The organism is Flexibacter flexilis DSM 6793 (assembly GCF_900112255.1).
Classification (GTDB): Bacteria; Bacteroidota; Bacteroidia; order Cytophagales; family Flexibacteraceae; genus Flexibacter; species Flexibacter flexilis.
On the sequence record NZ_FOLE01000002.1, the window covers coordinates 176,006 to 189,531 of the forward strand.

A 13,526-nucleotide genomic window follows, 5' to 3' on the forward strand; every position below is an offset into this window, starting at 1 on the left:
CATAAATCATCTTCAAAACCTATAAGGCGTTTATCGTCTTATAGGTTTTTTTGTTTTCTAAAACATCTAACTTGCGGCCATGTCTTCTATTGTTTTTTCGAATGAGATTGCGCCAGTTTCGCGCCAAACTTTTTTTGTAGATGTCATTATGCCCGTGCCCTTGGCGCGGCTCTTTACCTATCGCGTGCCGCACGAGTTGGGCGATAGCGTGCGCGAGGGCTGCCGCGTGATTGTGCCTTTCGGCCAAAGAAAAATCTATACTGCCGTAGTGGCGCGAGTACACCAAACGCCCCCGACGGCCTACCAAGCCAAATATTTGTTTGAGTGCCTCGACGATGCGCCCAGCGTGCTGCCTTCTCAAATCGCGTTGTGGGAATGGATGGCCAGTTATTACGCCTGTACAATTGGCGAGGTGATGCAAGCGGCTTTGCCTGCGGGACTGAAAATCAGTAGCGAGTCGCGCCTGCAACTCAACCCCGATTTTGACATAGAAGAACACATCGAAACGCTTTCCGACAAAGAACTTAATCTGCTAAGGGCTTTGCAGCAAAACGAGTCGCTCAACTACGAAGAAGCCGCCAAAATATTGGCCGTCAAGCACATTTATCACATTCTCAAAACCCTAATTGCCAAAAAAGCAATTATTCTTTTTGAGCAACTCAAAGACAAATACAAACCCAAAATACAGCGTTTTTTGCGCCTCAATCCGCAATTTCTGGCCGATAAAGAAGCGTTGCAAAGCCTTTTTGAGCAATTAGAAAAAACACCCAAACAGCTCAACGTACTGTTGCAATTCCTGCAACTCGTGCCCGCGCATTACAAGCCCGAAACCAACGAGCAGGGCATCGCCAAAAAGATTTTTACAGAAAAAAATATTTCTCAATCTTCCCTCCAAACGCTTTGCAAAAATGGTGTTTTTGAGGAGTTCGAAAAGCAAATTCCGCGCTTTGATTTCTCTGAAAATGAGGAATTTGAACCTATTACGCTCACGCCTTTGCAGCTACAAACCGAGCAACAAATCATTTCGCATTTCGAAGAAAAAAAGATTGTGTTGTTGCGCGGCATTACGGGCAGCGGCAAAACCGAAATTTACATTAACCTGATTCAAAAAATCCTTCAAAACGGCCAACAAGTCTTGTTCATGTTGCCCGAAATCGCCCTGACCGCCCAAATGGTGTTGCGTTTGCGCAAGGTTTTCGGCGAGGCAATGGGCATTTATCATTCGCGTTTTTCCGACAACGAAAGAGTGGAGGTGTGGCGCGAAATCCTTTCAGGACGCTGCCGTTTGGTGATTGGCGTGCGTTCGTCGGTGTTTCTGCCTTTTCAGGATTTGGGTTTAATTATCGTGGACGAAGAACACGAAAGTTCGTACAAACAACAAGACCCCGCGCCGCGCTATCACGCCCGCGATGTGGCCATGATTTTAGCCCAAAAACAACAAGCCAAGACGCTACTCGGTTCGGCTACGCCCTCCGTAGAAGCCTATTTTCAGGCACAAACTGGCCGTTGGGGGCTGGTGGAATTGCTGGAACGTTATGGCGATGCCCAATTGCCCAAAATTCGTTTTGCCAATATGCGCGAAGAAAAACGCCTCAAAACGCTGCGCGAAAACTTTTCGGGAACGCTACTTTCGGCACTGGCACACATGAAAGAAAATGAGCAACAAGCCATTTTGTTCCAAAACCGACGCGGCTACGCGCCTGCACTTTCTTGCGCGGATTGCGCCCAATCGCCCAAATGTCCGTATTGCGACGTAAGCCTGACGTATCATTTGTCCGAAAGATTGCTACGCTGTCATTATTGCGGCCACAGCGAAACCCCGCCACGCGAATGCCCTGCCTGCGGCTCGCCCAAATTGCAAACGGTCGGGTTCGGAACGGAAAAATTAGAAGAACAATTGTTGTTGCTCATGCCCAATTTACGCGTGCAACGCATCGACCAAGACACTACGCGCCAGAAAAACAGCTTGCAACAAATCATTGAGGATTTCGAGCAATACCGCGCCGACGTGTTGGTCGGTACGCAAATGGTAAGCAAAGGACTTGATTTTGAGCGGGTGAGTTTGGTCGGCATTTTCGACATAGACCGAATGTTAAATTTTCCTGATTTCAGGGCGCACGAACGTACTTTTCAGATGGGCGTGCAAGTAAGTGGCCGTGCGGGACGGCGCGAAAAGCAAGGCGAAGTAATTATCCAGACCAACAACCCCGACCAAAACACTTTGCAGCAAATCGTACGCGCCGATTATTTGGCCATGTACGCCAACGAAATTGCCGAACGCCAACAGTTTGGATATCCGCCATTTACGCGCCTGATTAAATGCACGGTGCGCCACCAAGACAACGATTATGCCGCCGCCGCCGCGCAATTTATGGCCGAGCAACTCACCGCCCAACTCGGTAAAACGCGGGTGTTGGGGGCTGAGCCGCCACTCATCGAACGCCTACGCAACCAGTATTTGTGGGTGATTATGCTCAAGCTCGAACGCGAAGGAATTAATCATTCGGCAGTGAAAAAGTATTTGTCCGAACTGATTTTTGCCCTCAAAAACGATAAGCGTTACCGCGAAGCCGATGTGGTCATAGACATTGACCCGCTGTAAGAATAGGGAAATTGTAATTAGATAATTTTGGTGTTTCCCCATGGCCTGTGTCTCACAGGCCATTTTTAGTAATAGTTCGTGTTATCCAATTGATTAAAACAACGCTTAAACCTGCAAAACAAAATCCGTTAGGATTGCCATATTGATAGCAAAGTCCAACATCATAAATGCCTAACACCTTCCCCATGGCCTGTGTCTCACAGGTCATTTTTTAGTAATAGTTCGTGTTATCAAATTGATTAAAACAACGCTTGATCCTGCAAAACAAAATCCGTTAGGATTGCCATATTGATAGCAAAGTCCAACATCATAAATGCCTAACACCGTAGGTGTGAAATCTTAATTAAAAAGGAATATGCCACCCCGATTTAAGAATATTGCATTCTGATTGAGGAATATGCCAACCCGATTTAAAAATATTGCATTCTGATTAAGGAATATACCTCCTGTAAAAACGTAAATACACACGAGTTTGCATATTTATTCAGGGTAATAACGGTTATTTTTGCCCTCAAATATTCTTTACTTCAGCAGATACGTTTTTATAGAAACCCCAATTCAAGCAACCGCGATGTATAATTTCAAAAATGACTATTCGGAAGGGGCACACCCTGCCATTTTGGCCAAACTGCTCGCCACCAACCTCGAACAACACATAGGCTACGGCGAAGACGACTACTCCGCGCAAGCCAAAGCTTTATTAAAGCAAAAAATCCAAAATCCTGAGGCGGCTATTTACTTTGTATCGGGCGGTACGCAGGCCAATTTGTTGGTTATTTCCTCGCTGTTACGCCTACACGAGGCCGTGATTAGTGCCAATACAGGGCATATTTTCGCCCACGAAACAGGCGCGATAGAAGCCGTCGGCCACCGCGTCATTACGGCCTCATCACCCAACGGAAAACTGCAACCCACAGACATTGAGCAAGTGCAAAAGGCGTATTTGCTCCGTCCGCACGTCGTAAAGCCGCGCATGGTGTACATTTCCAACCCTACCGAAGTGGGCACTATTTACACCAAACAAGAACTCTCGGAACTTTCGGCCTATTGTCGGGCGCAAAACCTGTTACTTTTCATGGATGGTGCACGATTGGGGCACGCGCTCACGGCTGTCGGCAATGATTTGACGCTACCCGACCTTGCCAAACTCACAGACGTTTTTTATATCGGCGGCACGAAAAACGGCGCATTGTTAGGCGAAGCCATCGTATTCAATTCGCCCGACTTAGCCCCCGATTTCGACTATGTACTCAAACAAAAAGGGGCATTGCTGGCCAAAGGCCGCGTATTGGGTATTCAATTTTTGACTTTGTTCGAATCAGATTTGTATTTCGAGCTGGCAGCGCACGCCAACCAAATGGCGGCTAAGATAGCCCAAGCTGTTACGGCGCAAGGGTATTCTTTCCTGACGCATTCTACCACCAACCAAATATTCCCAATTCTACCCAAAACGCTCATCACGAAGTTGAGCCAAAAATATTTATTCTTTGAATGGAAAGAAATCGACGAACACCGCTCGGCAGTTCGGCTCATTACATCGTGGGCGACGAGTGAGGCCAAAGTCGCGGAGTTTATCGCCGACTTGAAACTGTAAGCATGATAAAAACAAAATATTTTACCTTCAAACTTTTATATGACCGCCCCTACTCCAAAATATTTTTCTTTCCAAAATAAATAGTACCTTGTCGGCTACAAAACATTGTTTTTCTACTTTTTGGGCAACCAATACCCTTAAACTTATTGGTATTCTTTCAACTTAAATTTTGTACCTAACGCGCCATGAAAACCTTTTATTTAGAGCTTTCCGAAGAAGAAGCCAACGGCACATCACACAAGTTTTATGAAGTAATCATAGACGAAACGAAAGTAACCATTCGTTACGGACGCATCGGCACAGACGGCACGGCCAGCAGCCAGACTTTTGGCACAGTCGCCGAAGCCGAAAAATTTGCACAAAAAAAAGTAAACGAGAAAAAACGTAAAGGCTACGAAGAAGCCGTGCGCGGCGTGCGCAAAAAACGCGAAATTACACGCCGTACCATTACCAGTAGTGCTTCTACGGTCAAAAATCGCGTACCGATTTTATGGCGTTTCAAGACCAAATCCGCAGCTTTCGGCATTTTTGTAGATAAAAATGCGTGTTGGGTCGGCGACGAGTCGGGCGCGGTGTACAAACTCAACCACCAAGCCGAGTTGCAAGTACAACACCAATTCCCCGACGGCGTGAAATGTTTGGTTGCCGACGGCAATTGGATTTACTTGGGTTGCGACGATGGCAACGTGTACGACCTTTCGGGCAAAACGCCGCGTTTGGCCTACGAGATAAACGAACAAGTAGATATTTTTTGGATTGACATTAAAAACGGCTTGTTGGCCGTGTCGGACAGGGGCGGAAACCTGAGCATCATCAACTACGAAGACGAACAACAATGGGCCAGCAAAATGGAAGGCGAAAGCGCGTGGATGGTGCGTTGCGATGAAGTTGGTCGTGTGTTTTATGGTGATAGTAAAGGTGTTTCGGCGTTTTATGGCTGGGAAGACCACCACGCCATTTGGAATCACCGCACCAATCCAGTTTTGTTTGGCTACTTAGGCAATGAGAATGTTTATGCGGCCACCACCGCATCTACCGTACACAGTTTTAGCCGCGAGGGTGAACCTTTGCAGGTTTTCAAAGCCGATAATACTGTATTTTCGTGCGCCACATCGCCCGACGAACAATATGTTTTTGCTGGAGATAACTATTCGTCTGTGTATTGTTTCAATCGCAGCGGCGAAAGACTTTGGAAACTGGCCACGGGCTGCGGTTCGGCCTATTCGATGCAGTATTTTGAAGAAAAACTATACATCGTAACAACCGACGGTTCGCTGGCTTGTATAGACGTGAGCGAAGCGGCCATCGAGCAGGCAAAAGCAGGGCAAGTTACTGAATTTAAGGAAATTAAAGCACCTAATTCTAAAGCCGCTCTCGTTCAGACCGACGTGCTAGAGCAAGCCGCCGCAGGTACGCAAGGCGTGTTGTTGGAGTGCGTGAAAGAAGGTGGCAAGTTGCGCGTAAAAGTGCTTACGGCTGGTTTCCGTTCGGATTGGTACGTTCAATTTCCCAAAAACTTGCGCCAAGAAGGCAAAATTTACTTGGTTGATAATATCCAAGAATCGGCACAAGGCGGTTTCTATCGCGTGTTAGGCAATATTTATTCTGCTTAATTTTTTAGTAAAAATAATTGGGAGTGTGAAATTCGTTTTGCACTCCTTCTTTTTTCTCAAAAACCATTAACTTTCTCTTTATCATGGAATTAAATGCAAAAAAACTAGAGCGAATTTCTAAATTTATCTATTACAGCATCTCAATTAGTTTGTGTATTTTTCTGGTTTTATTATCAGGAAATATCATTGACGATTTGGACTCGGCAGTCTTGGCACCCATGCCCACACAGTTTGAAAACAAACAATTATTGGGAAAAATAGACAAACAAATTTCGGCCCAAAACATTGAGATAGACAATTTGAATAGCCAACGCGAATCCATCGAAAAAACCATTGCGATAGCTCGCCAAAACTACGCCAATGAAAAAGAATCCTTTGAAAATTGGCTCAAAACCCGCAAAACATTAGGCTCTCCCGACAAAGACCGCGAGGTAACAGACCGCGCCAAAAAACTGGACGAATATTATAAAGTAGAACAGGATTGGCGTGCACAACTCGCTGATTTAGAATCAAAAACACAGAAAATAGAACAGCTTCGTAACAAACAACAAACCTTACTCGACGAGGAAAAAGAACGTGCTCAAGACGTGTATGTAGTCGAATACAAGTATTATGAGCTTAAAGTTTTCTTGATTCGGTTGCTGTTTGTCGCGCCTGTGCTGGGTCTGGGGATTTTCTTTGTTGTGCGCTTCCGAAATCACAAATTTTGGCCGCTATTTTTCGGATTTACGCTTTTCTCGCTTTACGCATTTTTCTTCGGACTCGTGCCATATTTGCCGAGTTACGGCGGCTACGTGCGCAGCACGGTCGGAATTTTGATGTCGGTGTTTTTGGGTTATTATGCCATCAAAAACATTCGTAAATACATCGAAACCAAGCAAGAAGAGCTCAAAACTTCTACCCAAGTACGCGCCAAAAACGTACAACAAGCCGTTGCGGAAAAGGCCTTGGACAACCATTATTGTCCGTCTTGTGGCAAAGATTTTATTATCAAAACATGGGACGCACCGCTCAAAAACGCCGATACCAACTACAAATTAGTAACGAATTTCTGCCGCTATTGTGGCTTAGAACTTTTCAAAAACTGCCATACTTGCGGCAATAAAAACTTTGTGCATTTGCCATATTGCGCCAGTTGCGGCACGGCTACGTTGGGCGTTTCAGACCAACGCGCCGATAACCTTACGGTATAACGATTCTTGCTCAAATGGCTTGGGCAAATGGTCGTTCATACCTGCGTTCATGCACGCGACAAGCTCGTCGGGGTCGTCGGTGGCAGTCAGGGCAATGATGCGCGCGTCTCGGCTCGCGCCGTCTTGTCGGATTATCTTCACGGCCTCGATTCCGTCCATTTGCGGCATATGCAAATCCATCAGAATCAGGTTAAAAGGCTCTTCGCTGGCCATTTCTACGGCTTGTACGCCATCTTCGGCCAGCTTCACGTTAAGGCCTTTTTGCGACAAAAGCGTGTGCGCAATGGTGCGATTAACTAAATCATCATCGACCAACAACACTTTGGCTTCGGCTAACTGCTCCGTATTGATTTCCTTATAGCTTTTCTGTGGTTTGAGGAAAGTCAGTTCCACATTAAAGCAAGTGCCTTTTTGCGGCTCGCTGGTTACGGTAATCGTACCGTTCTGAAGCTCAATCATTTGTTGTACAATCGAAAGCCCAAGTCCCGTACCGCCGTAGCGTTGGAACGTGTCTTTGCCCAGTTGCGTGTATGGCACAAAAATACGGCTCAGTTGCTCAGCATTCATCCCGATGCCCGTATCGCAGATTTTAAAACAAATCGTACAATCGTCGTCAGTTTCGCGCATTTTCTTGACAGTCAGCGAAATACGCCCTTCGGGTGTAAATTTCACGGCATTGCCAATCAGGTTATACAGCACCTGCGACAAACGGCGTTCATCTCCAATCAAATATTTGGGCAAATCTGAGTCAAACTCCAAATTAAAAGCGGTTTTGCCTTCTTTATTCTGATAAGAAAAAAGCAAAAGTGCCGCCTTGCAGGTTTGTTGTAAGTCAAAATTAATTTCCTCAAAAACCATTTTTCCCGCTTCAATTTTGGCGTAATCGAGCAGTTCGTTTACGATGCCCACCAAATGGCGCGAAGAAGCCAGAATCGTGTCTAAATACAAGGCCGCTTCCGCATCGTCCGTAATGCGATTTTTTAGCAATTGCGTAATGCCCGTAATGCCATGAATCGGCGTGCGAATCTCGTGGCTGATATGGGCGTAAAAATCCGTTTTGTATTTGTACGTACGTTCGAGTTCTGTATTTTTCAGGTGCAAAAGTTCTTTTTCAGCACGCATGGCGCGATTTTGCAGTTCGGCATACTCTTGCGATATAACCGACTGATTGCGTTGCTGTTGCAACACGCGCAACTGCATATAGTGTTCTGTGTTATCGGTCATCAAAAGCAAATACACACGCTCATTTATCGTGTCGGGTTGCACCGAAACCGAAATATCTAACAGCCATTCCCGTTGGTCGATTTCCATTTCCACGCAGCGAAAAACCATTGGGCTTTCGCCTGCCGCCATTGCCGCCATCGTGTCGCGCATACTGTCGAGCAGCGGAAAAGCATCGTAAATATTGGCGTCCAGCAACTGTTGGCAAGAAAATAGCGTATTACAGCTTTCCAAAATTTGCCCTTCGGCATTGAAGCGGATAATCTGGCAAACGTTATTCAGGTAAGCGGCTTTGTAATCATAGATATTCATAACACAGCACAGATAATGTAGATGTTGAAAGATTTTTAACCAATTAGCATAAAAGCCATTTTTTCAAACATTGCTTCTACGTTTTGGCCAGTGCGGGCACTGGTGAGAAAATCGCAATGCAAGTTTTCAAATGTGTTTAGTTGTTGTAGTTGTGTGTCGGAAAGCAAATCGGCTTTATTGCCCACCACCACAATTTTACTCATAGGCAATTGTTCGCGAATAATGGCCAAGTCTATCAAAATTTGCTCGTAGGTAGATGGCCTCGACAAATCCACGACATAAATCACGCCATGCGCACCCAAATAGTAGTTATGATTTTTCTGTTGCATGGAAATTTCCCCCGCAATATCCCAGATAATCATAGACACTTCCGCCGAAGTCGTGCTTACTACTTTTTTATCAATTTTCACGCCCAACGTGGTAAGGTATTTCTCAGAAAAACGCTGATGCACAAACTGTTGTACCAACGAAGTTTTCCCAACACCAAAGTTGCCGAGCAATATTATTTTCTTACTTATTGAAGTCATATTCCGTAAAGATAGTGGCCAGAGCTGTGTTTACTTCTTGTGATTTTTCTTGCGTGAGGTTGTCGGTTTCTTCGGTTAGGTACTGAAACGCAATGCTGGCAAGGCGTTCCTGCAAATTGGTTCGGGCGGCGGTATTGAGCACTCCCGAAACGGCAGCCGCCAAATAAAATTTGTGCGAACTGTGAATGACAATTTGAAACGTTCCGTAAGTGACACTTTCCAAATCGTGCTGCGTGCCTTCGTAAGCATCTTCCGCAAAGGATTTGAGAGCCGTCAGCATGGCGGCCACCATATCGCGGTCGGGTGCGCCAGTGCGCGAATACGATGCCAACAACATACCCGAAGTTTTATGAACGGCATACACTTCCTGCACGACGGGCGGCACAGCCGCCACAATCACATTAGACGAAGCATTGGCCTTTTTGCCTGTTATTTTACTGACAAGCAAATTCCAAAGGTTGTCGGGTGCAAGCACGCTATCGAGTTGTTGGTCTATGCGGTCAGAAAGCTGCTGGATTTCGGTCGCAACGTATTTCTTGACCATTTTCCCAATAATCGGATACAAAATCTCTACCACTTCCTCGCGCGAATCGCGTATTTTCTGCTCAATGGCCTGCATGATGACCGACGAGTTGAGCGAGCTAAGGTCGTGTTTGAGACTTTCCACTTTTTTGTCCACCACAGGCTCTACTTTGGCTTCTATCAAAACCTCTTGCTGGCGCAAACTCTGATGAATTTCGCGTAATTCTTGGCGCAATTGCTCTTGTTGGCGGCGGTCATCTTCGAGGATAATGTCGCGGAGCTGTTGTAATACATTGTCGTTGGCCATTTCGCTAATTCACAGGTTTATAGGTATTTATCATTTATTTTACAAAAATTATTCCGCGATTCGGTCGGCAACTTCTTGCACCATACGCGCAAAAAGGCGGCGTTGTACGTGGGCTTTGTCGTGTTGTTGCAAAGCCGTACCGATGCGCACGCACGACTGCTCGATATACAAATCCGAACGCTGTTGCATGGCCTGAAGCTCGGTAGCGATGCGCTGAAACCAGTTTTGCACCATCTGAATTTGCTGCTGTTGGTACTGTTGCTGCAAATCTCTAAGCTGTGTTATTTTCTCTTCGATCGTGCGCACGTCTTGCCCACCAATAATTTCTTTGAGTGCGTCCACACGCGTCATTTTGTTTACTTCCTCGTGGCGGCGTTGCACGTCGGCGGTAGATTGCTGCGTGAGGTAAATAAATTTTTCGTCTTGCGTGGCGGCTACGTTTTCTTTTACAAGCGAAGGCAGCGTTTTGGTCAGTTCCTGAATTTGTAACTGGAACATCTGTCTGTTTTCTTGTAAAATATTCGTGAAAATGCCCTTCATTTCGTTGAGCTGATTGGCATAATCTTGTTTGTTTTGGGCAATAATGCTGGCAAACAAATCTTTCATTCCGTTGAGTTGCGCTTCCATTTCGCGGCGTTCGGGGCCTACGATGAGTTGGCGGATTAGCTCCTCTTTAGACACTTCCTCTGTGGGTGTCGTGCCTTGTTGCGGATTGTTTAGGCCTTGATTTTCAGGGTACATAGAAGTTGTTTTTTGTGTATTGAGAAATAAAGAGAGGAACTATTTGCCAAATTCTGTACCAAAAGCATTGAGCATGGCGACCAACTGCTGTTTGTTTACGTGCGTTTGGTCTTGGCGGTCAAGCTCTTGCAGCGTGGTTTGTTCCACTGCATCAATGCGCCCACGAAGGCCGCTTTCGGCTTGCTGCAAATTTTGGAGCAATTGCGTGGCCGCTTGGTCGATTTGCTGACGGATTTGGTCGTGGCCTTCCGTAATCAAATTTTCTAATTGCTTAAAAGTCTCATCATATTGTTTAATATTTTGCCCAAACAAAATATCTCTGATGGCATCTAATTTTGCGTTTTGGGCGTTGGTTGCTCCGTTGGCTGGTGCGCTTGAGGCTGCATTATTGCTCAAAGCGTCGTTGAATGAATTTTCCATTTGAATTAATAAAACCTGATTTTGATAAAAGCAATAATTACAGATTGAGATGCGTTGTTAAGTATTTAGCAGTAAGATTATTATTTTTCTATTTTGTTGTTTGTAGCAAAAGAATCATGGTTGCTTCGTCGGCCACGCCAGACGGATACAATTTGTTTTTTTGTTGAAAAGCCTTCACCGCCGATTCCGTTTCTTGTACAAAATTGCCATCTACGGGCATCGTATAACCCAAGCCAACCAACAAATGTTGCAGTTCCCAAACGCTGCCGTTTTGGTCTCCACGTTGCAGCGGCAATTTGAGGGCTTTTTTCAAAACAAATGCCTGAAACGCCGACAAACCTTTTAGTTCTATTTCGCGAATTTCGGCATTGCTAAAACCCAATTTTTTGAGTTGCGCCGAATACGCCAAGCGTGCACCTTGTGCGTCGGTGGTTGCCTGTAATTTACGAAATATCTCGCTGGCATCTACACTTTCTTGGTTTTCGTGGTCGGGTGTAAGTACGTCTATGTCTTGGTTATACCATTGTTCTCGTGCCATCATGGGCAGGCGGCGGGCATTTTCGTAATACGCCAACAAAACCGCTGGGTCGTGGTACTGGGCATCTATATCAGTACGCAATGTGTAAGTGTAGAGGGTAGGCGGATTAAAACGTTTATAATTTTTATAATGCGTAAATGCGATTATTCCCAAAAATACAATACACAAGGTTATGGCTATTCTTTTCATTTAATTAATATTAATTCAAGTAAAATTCGCGATTTTATCCAAAAAACACTAAATATTCGATGAAGTATCGCAAAAACTCGGTGAAATTTATTTTATCAGTCATAATTGTAATAAAAAAGGAGTTACCTCCTACGAAGCAACTCCTTTTTGTGTATAAAAATGGTCTTGAAAATATTATGCAACTACAAATTTATTGAGTGTTTGTAGCGCGTGGCCGATACGCTCAGCGGTTTCTTGGTTGCCCAAAATTTCCATGATGTGCATCAAATCTGGGCCTGCACCTCTACCCGTTACGGCCAAACGAACCGCTTGCATTACTTTCCCGATTTTAAGGCCATGTTTCTCCAAAATCTCGTTGAGCAATGCTTTTGCGCTGTCGTGTGTAAGTGGCGCGGCGGCAGCCACAGCCGCCTGATAATCGGTAAGCACTTTTACCGCGTCGGTATTCCATTTGGAAGCGGCTACGCTTTCGTCGTAAGCCGTTGGGCGCACAAATATAAATTCTGCTTCCGTCCAAAGGTCTTTGTAGAAAACGGCACGTTCTTTCACCAAACCCACGATTTTTTCGGCAGTTTCGGCACTGCACGAAAGCCCGTTTTTCTGTACGTCTTCCAACAAATGTTTGGCCAATTCCGCATCTGGTTTTTGGCGTAAATACTGTTGATTGAACCACTTGGCTTTGTTAATATCGAATTTTGTACCCGATTTGCCGATACGCTCCACCGTGAAGGCTTCTACCAATTCATCAAAAGTAAATAACTCTTGTTGCGTGCCTGGGTTCCAGCCCAACAAAGCCAAGAAATTTACCACTGCTTCAGGCAAATAACCTTCTTCGCGGAAGCCAGCCACAGTTTTTATTTCGCCTGTTGCCTCGTCGGTTTGTTTCCAAGCCAACGGGAACACTGGAAAACCATGTGCTTCGCCGTCGCGTTTGCTCAACTTGCCGTTGCCGTCTGGCTTGAGCAAAAGCGGCAAATGCGCAAAACGTGGCATTGTTTCTTCCCAACCAAAAGCCTTATACAAAAGCACATGCGTTGGGGCAGACGGCAACCATTCTTCCCCACGAATTACGTGTGTTATTTCCATGAGGTGGTCATCTACCACGTTGGCTAAATGGTAAGTTGGCATTCCGTCGGATTTCATCAAAACTTTGTCGTCGAGCGTAGCCGAATGTACCATTACCCAACCGCGAATCATGTCGTTGAGACGTACTTCTTCTTTGCGTGGCACTTTCAGACGGATAACATAAGGTTCGCCCGCCGCGATGCGTGCTTTCACTTCGTCTTCGGGAAGCGTAAGCGAGTTTTTCATCGAAAGACGAGTAATCGCATTGTATTTAGGATCAGGCACTTGCGCGGCTTTGAGGCGTTCGCGCATGGCTTCCAACTCGTCGGGGGTATCAAAAGCATAATACGCGTTGCCGCTTTCGATAAGCTGCATGGCGTATTGCATATACATTGCTTTGCGTTCGGATTGGCGATACGGCGCGTGTGGGCCGCCTTCTACTACGCCCTCGTCGGCAGTGATACCACACCAACGCAAGGCTTCCATGATATAGTCTTCTGCACCTTCCACAAAACGCGTCTGGTCGGTGTCTTCGATACGGATAATAAATTTACCGCCCGTCTTGCGAGCTAACAGATAATTGTAAAGGGCTGTGCGAACACCGCCAATGTGCAGCGAACCAGTCGGGCTGGGTGCAAAACGTACTCTTACGGGTCTTTCCATTGATACAAAAAATTGATTC

The 13,526-nt window shown here is 45.7% G+C and carries 11 protein-coding genes; 4 read left to right on the forward strand and 7 right to left on the reverse strand.

Translation table 11 applies throughout. The features are described 5' to 3' along the window. The first annotated feature begins 79 nt into the window (after nucleotides 1-79). From priA to BM090_RS04645, 4 genes are all read left to right on the forward strand, one after another. Nucleotides 80-2,602, forward strand: a complete 2,523-nt coding sequence (priA, locus tag BM090_RS04630) for a replication restart helicase PriA (RefSeq protein ID WP_091508282.1) — start codon at nucleotides 80-82, stop codon at nucleotides 2,600-2,602. A gap of 571 nt (nucleotides 2,603-3,173) precedes the next feature. Further along, nucleotides 3,174-4,196: a threonine aldolase family protein gene (locus tag BM090_RS04635; RefSeq protein ID WP_091508286.1), complete on the forward strand. Its 1,023-nt coding sequence runs from the start codon at nucleotides 3,174-3,176 to the stop codon at nucleotides 4,194-4,196. 185 nt (nucleotides 4,197-4,381) lie between these two features. Further along, nucleotides 4,382-5,809, forward strand: coding sequence for a WGR domain-containing protein (locus tag BM090_RS04640; protein ID WP_091508289.1), 1,428 nt, complete (start codon nucleotides 4,382-4,384; stop codon nucleotides 5,807-5,809). Nucleotides 5,810-5,892: 83 nt separating this feature from the next. Continuing rightward, nucleotides 5,893-7,002, forward strand: a complete 1,110-nt coding sequence (locus tag BM090_RS04645; protein ID WP_091508292.1) for a hypothetical protein — start codon at nucleotides 5,893-5,895, stop codon at nucleotides 7,000-7,002. Here BM090_RS04645 and BM090_RS04650 read toward each other — a convergent pair. The 7 genes from BM090_RS04650 to gltX all read right to left on the reverse strand — a co-directional run bounded on the left by BM090_RS04650 (nucleotide 6,970) and on the right by gltX (nucleotide 13,507). Next, the gene (locus tag BM090_RS04650; RefSeq protein ID WP_091508295.1) at nucleotides 6,970-8,535 is read right to left on the reverse strand and encodes a response regulator; all 1,566 of its coding nucleotides are present in this window, start codon (nucleotides 8,533-8,535) and stop codon (nucleotides 6,970-6,972) included. The two genes, BM090_RS04645 and BM090_RS04650, sit on opposite strands and share 33 nt — an antisense overlap. A gap of 35 nt (nucleotides 8,536-8,570) precedes the next feature. Further along, nucleotides 8,571-9,062: a Rab family GTPase gene (locus tag BM090_RS04655; protein ID WP_091508299.1), complete on the reverse strand. Its 492-nt coding sequence runs from the start codon at nucleotides 9,060-9,062 to the stop codon at nucleotides 8,571-8,573. Then, complete coding sequence (locus tag BM090_RS04660; protein WP_091508303.1) at nucleotides 9,046-9,891, reverse strand: hypothetical protein; 846 nt, start codon at nucleotides 9,889-9,891, stop codon at nucleotides 9,046-9,048. Before BM090_RS04660 ends, BM090_RS04655 begins: the two co-directional genes overlap by 17 nt. A 48-nt stretch (nucleotides 9,892-9,939) precedes the next feature. Then, a complete protein-coding gene (locus BM090_RS04665) occupies nucleotides 9,940-10,632 on the reverse strand; it encodes a hypothetical protein (RefSeq protein ID WP_091508306.1) in 693 nt (230 codons plus the stop codon). A 39-nt stretch (nucleotides 10,633-10,671) separates the two neighbouring features. Then, complete coding sequence (locus tag BM090_RS04670; protein WP_091508309.1) at nucleotides 10,672-11,052, reverse strand: hypothetical protein; 381 nt, start codon at nucleotides 11,050-11,052, stop codon at nucleotides 10,672-10,674. Nucleotides 11,053-11,140: 88 nt separating this feature from the next. Continuing rightward, a complete protein-coding gene (locus BM090_RS04675; protein WP_091508312.1) occupies nucleotides 11,141-11,779 on the reverse strand; it encodes a peptidoglycan-binding domain-containing protein in 639 nt (212 codons plus the stop codon). A gap of 174 nt (nucleotides 11,780-11,953) precedes the next feature. Further along, nucleotides 11,954-13,507, reverse strand: coding sequence for a glutamate--tRNA ligase (gene gltX / locus BM090_RS04680; protein ID WP_091508316.1), 1,554 nt, complete (start codon nucleotides 13,505-13,507; stop codon nucleotides 11,954-11,956). Nucleotides 13,508-13,526: the final 19 nt, after the last annotated feature.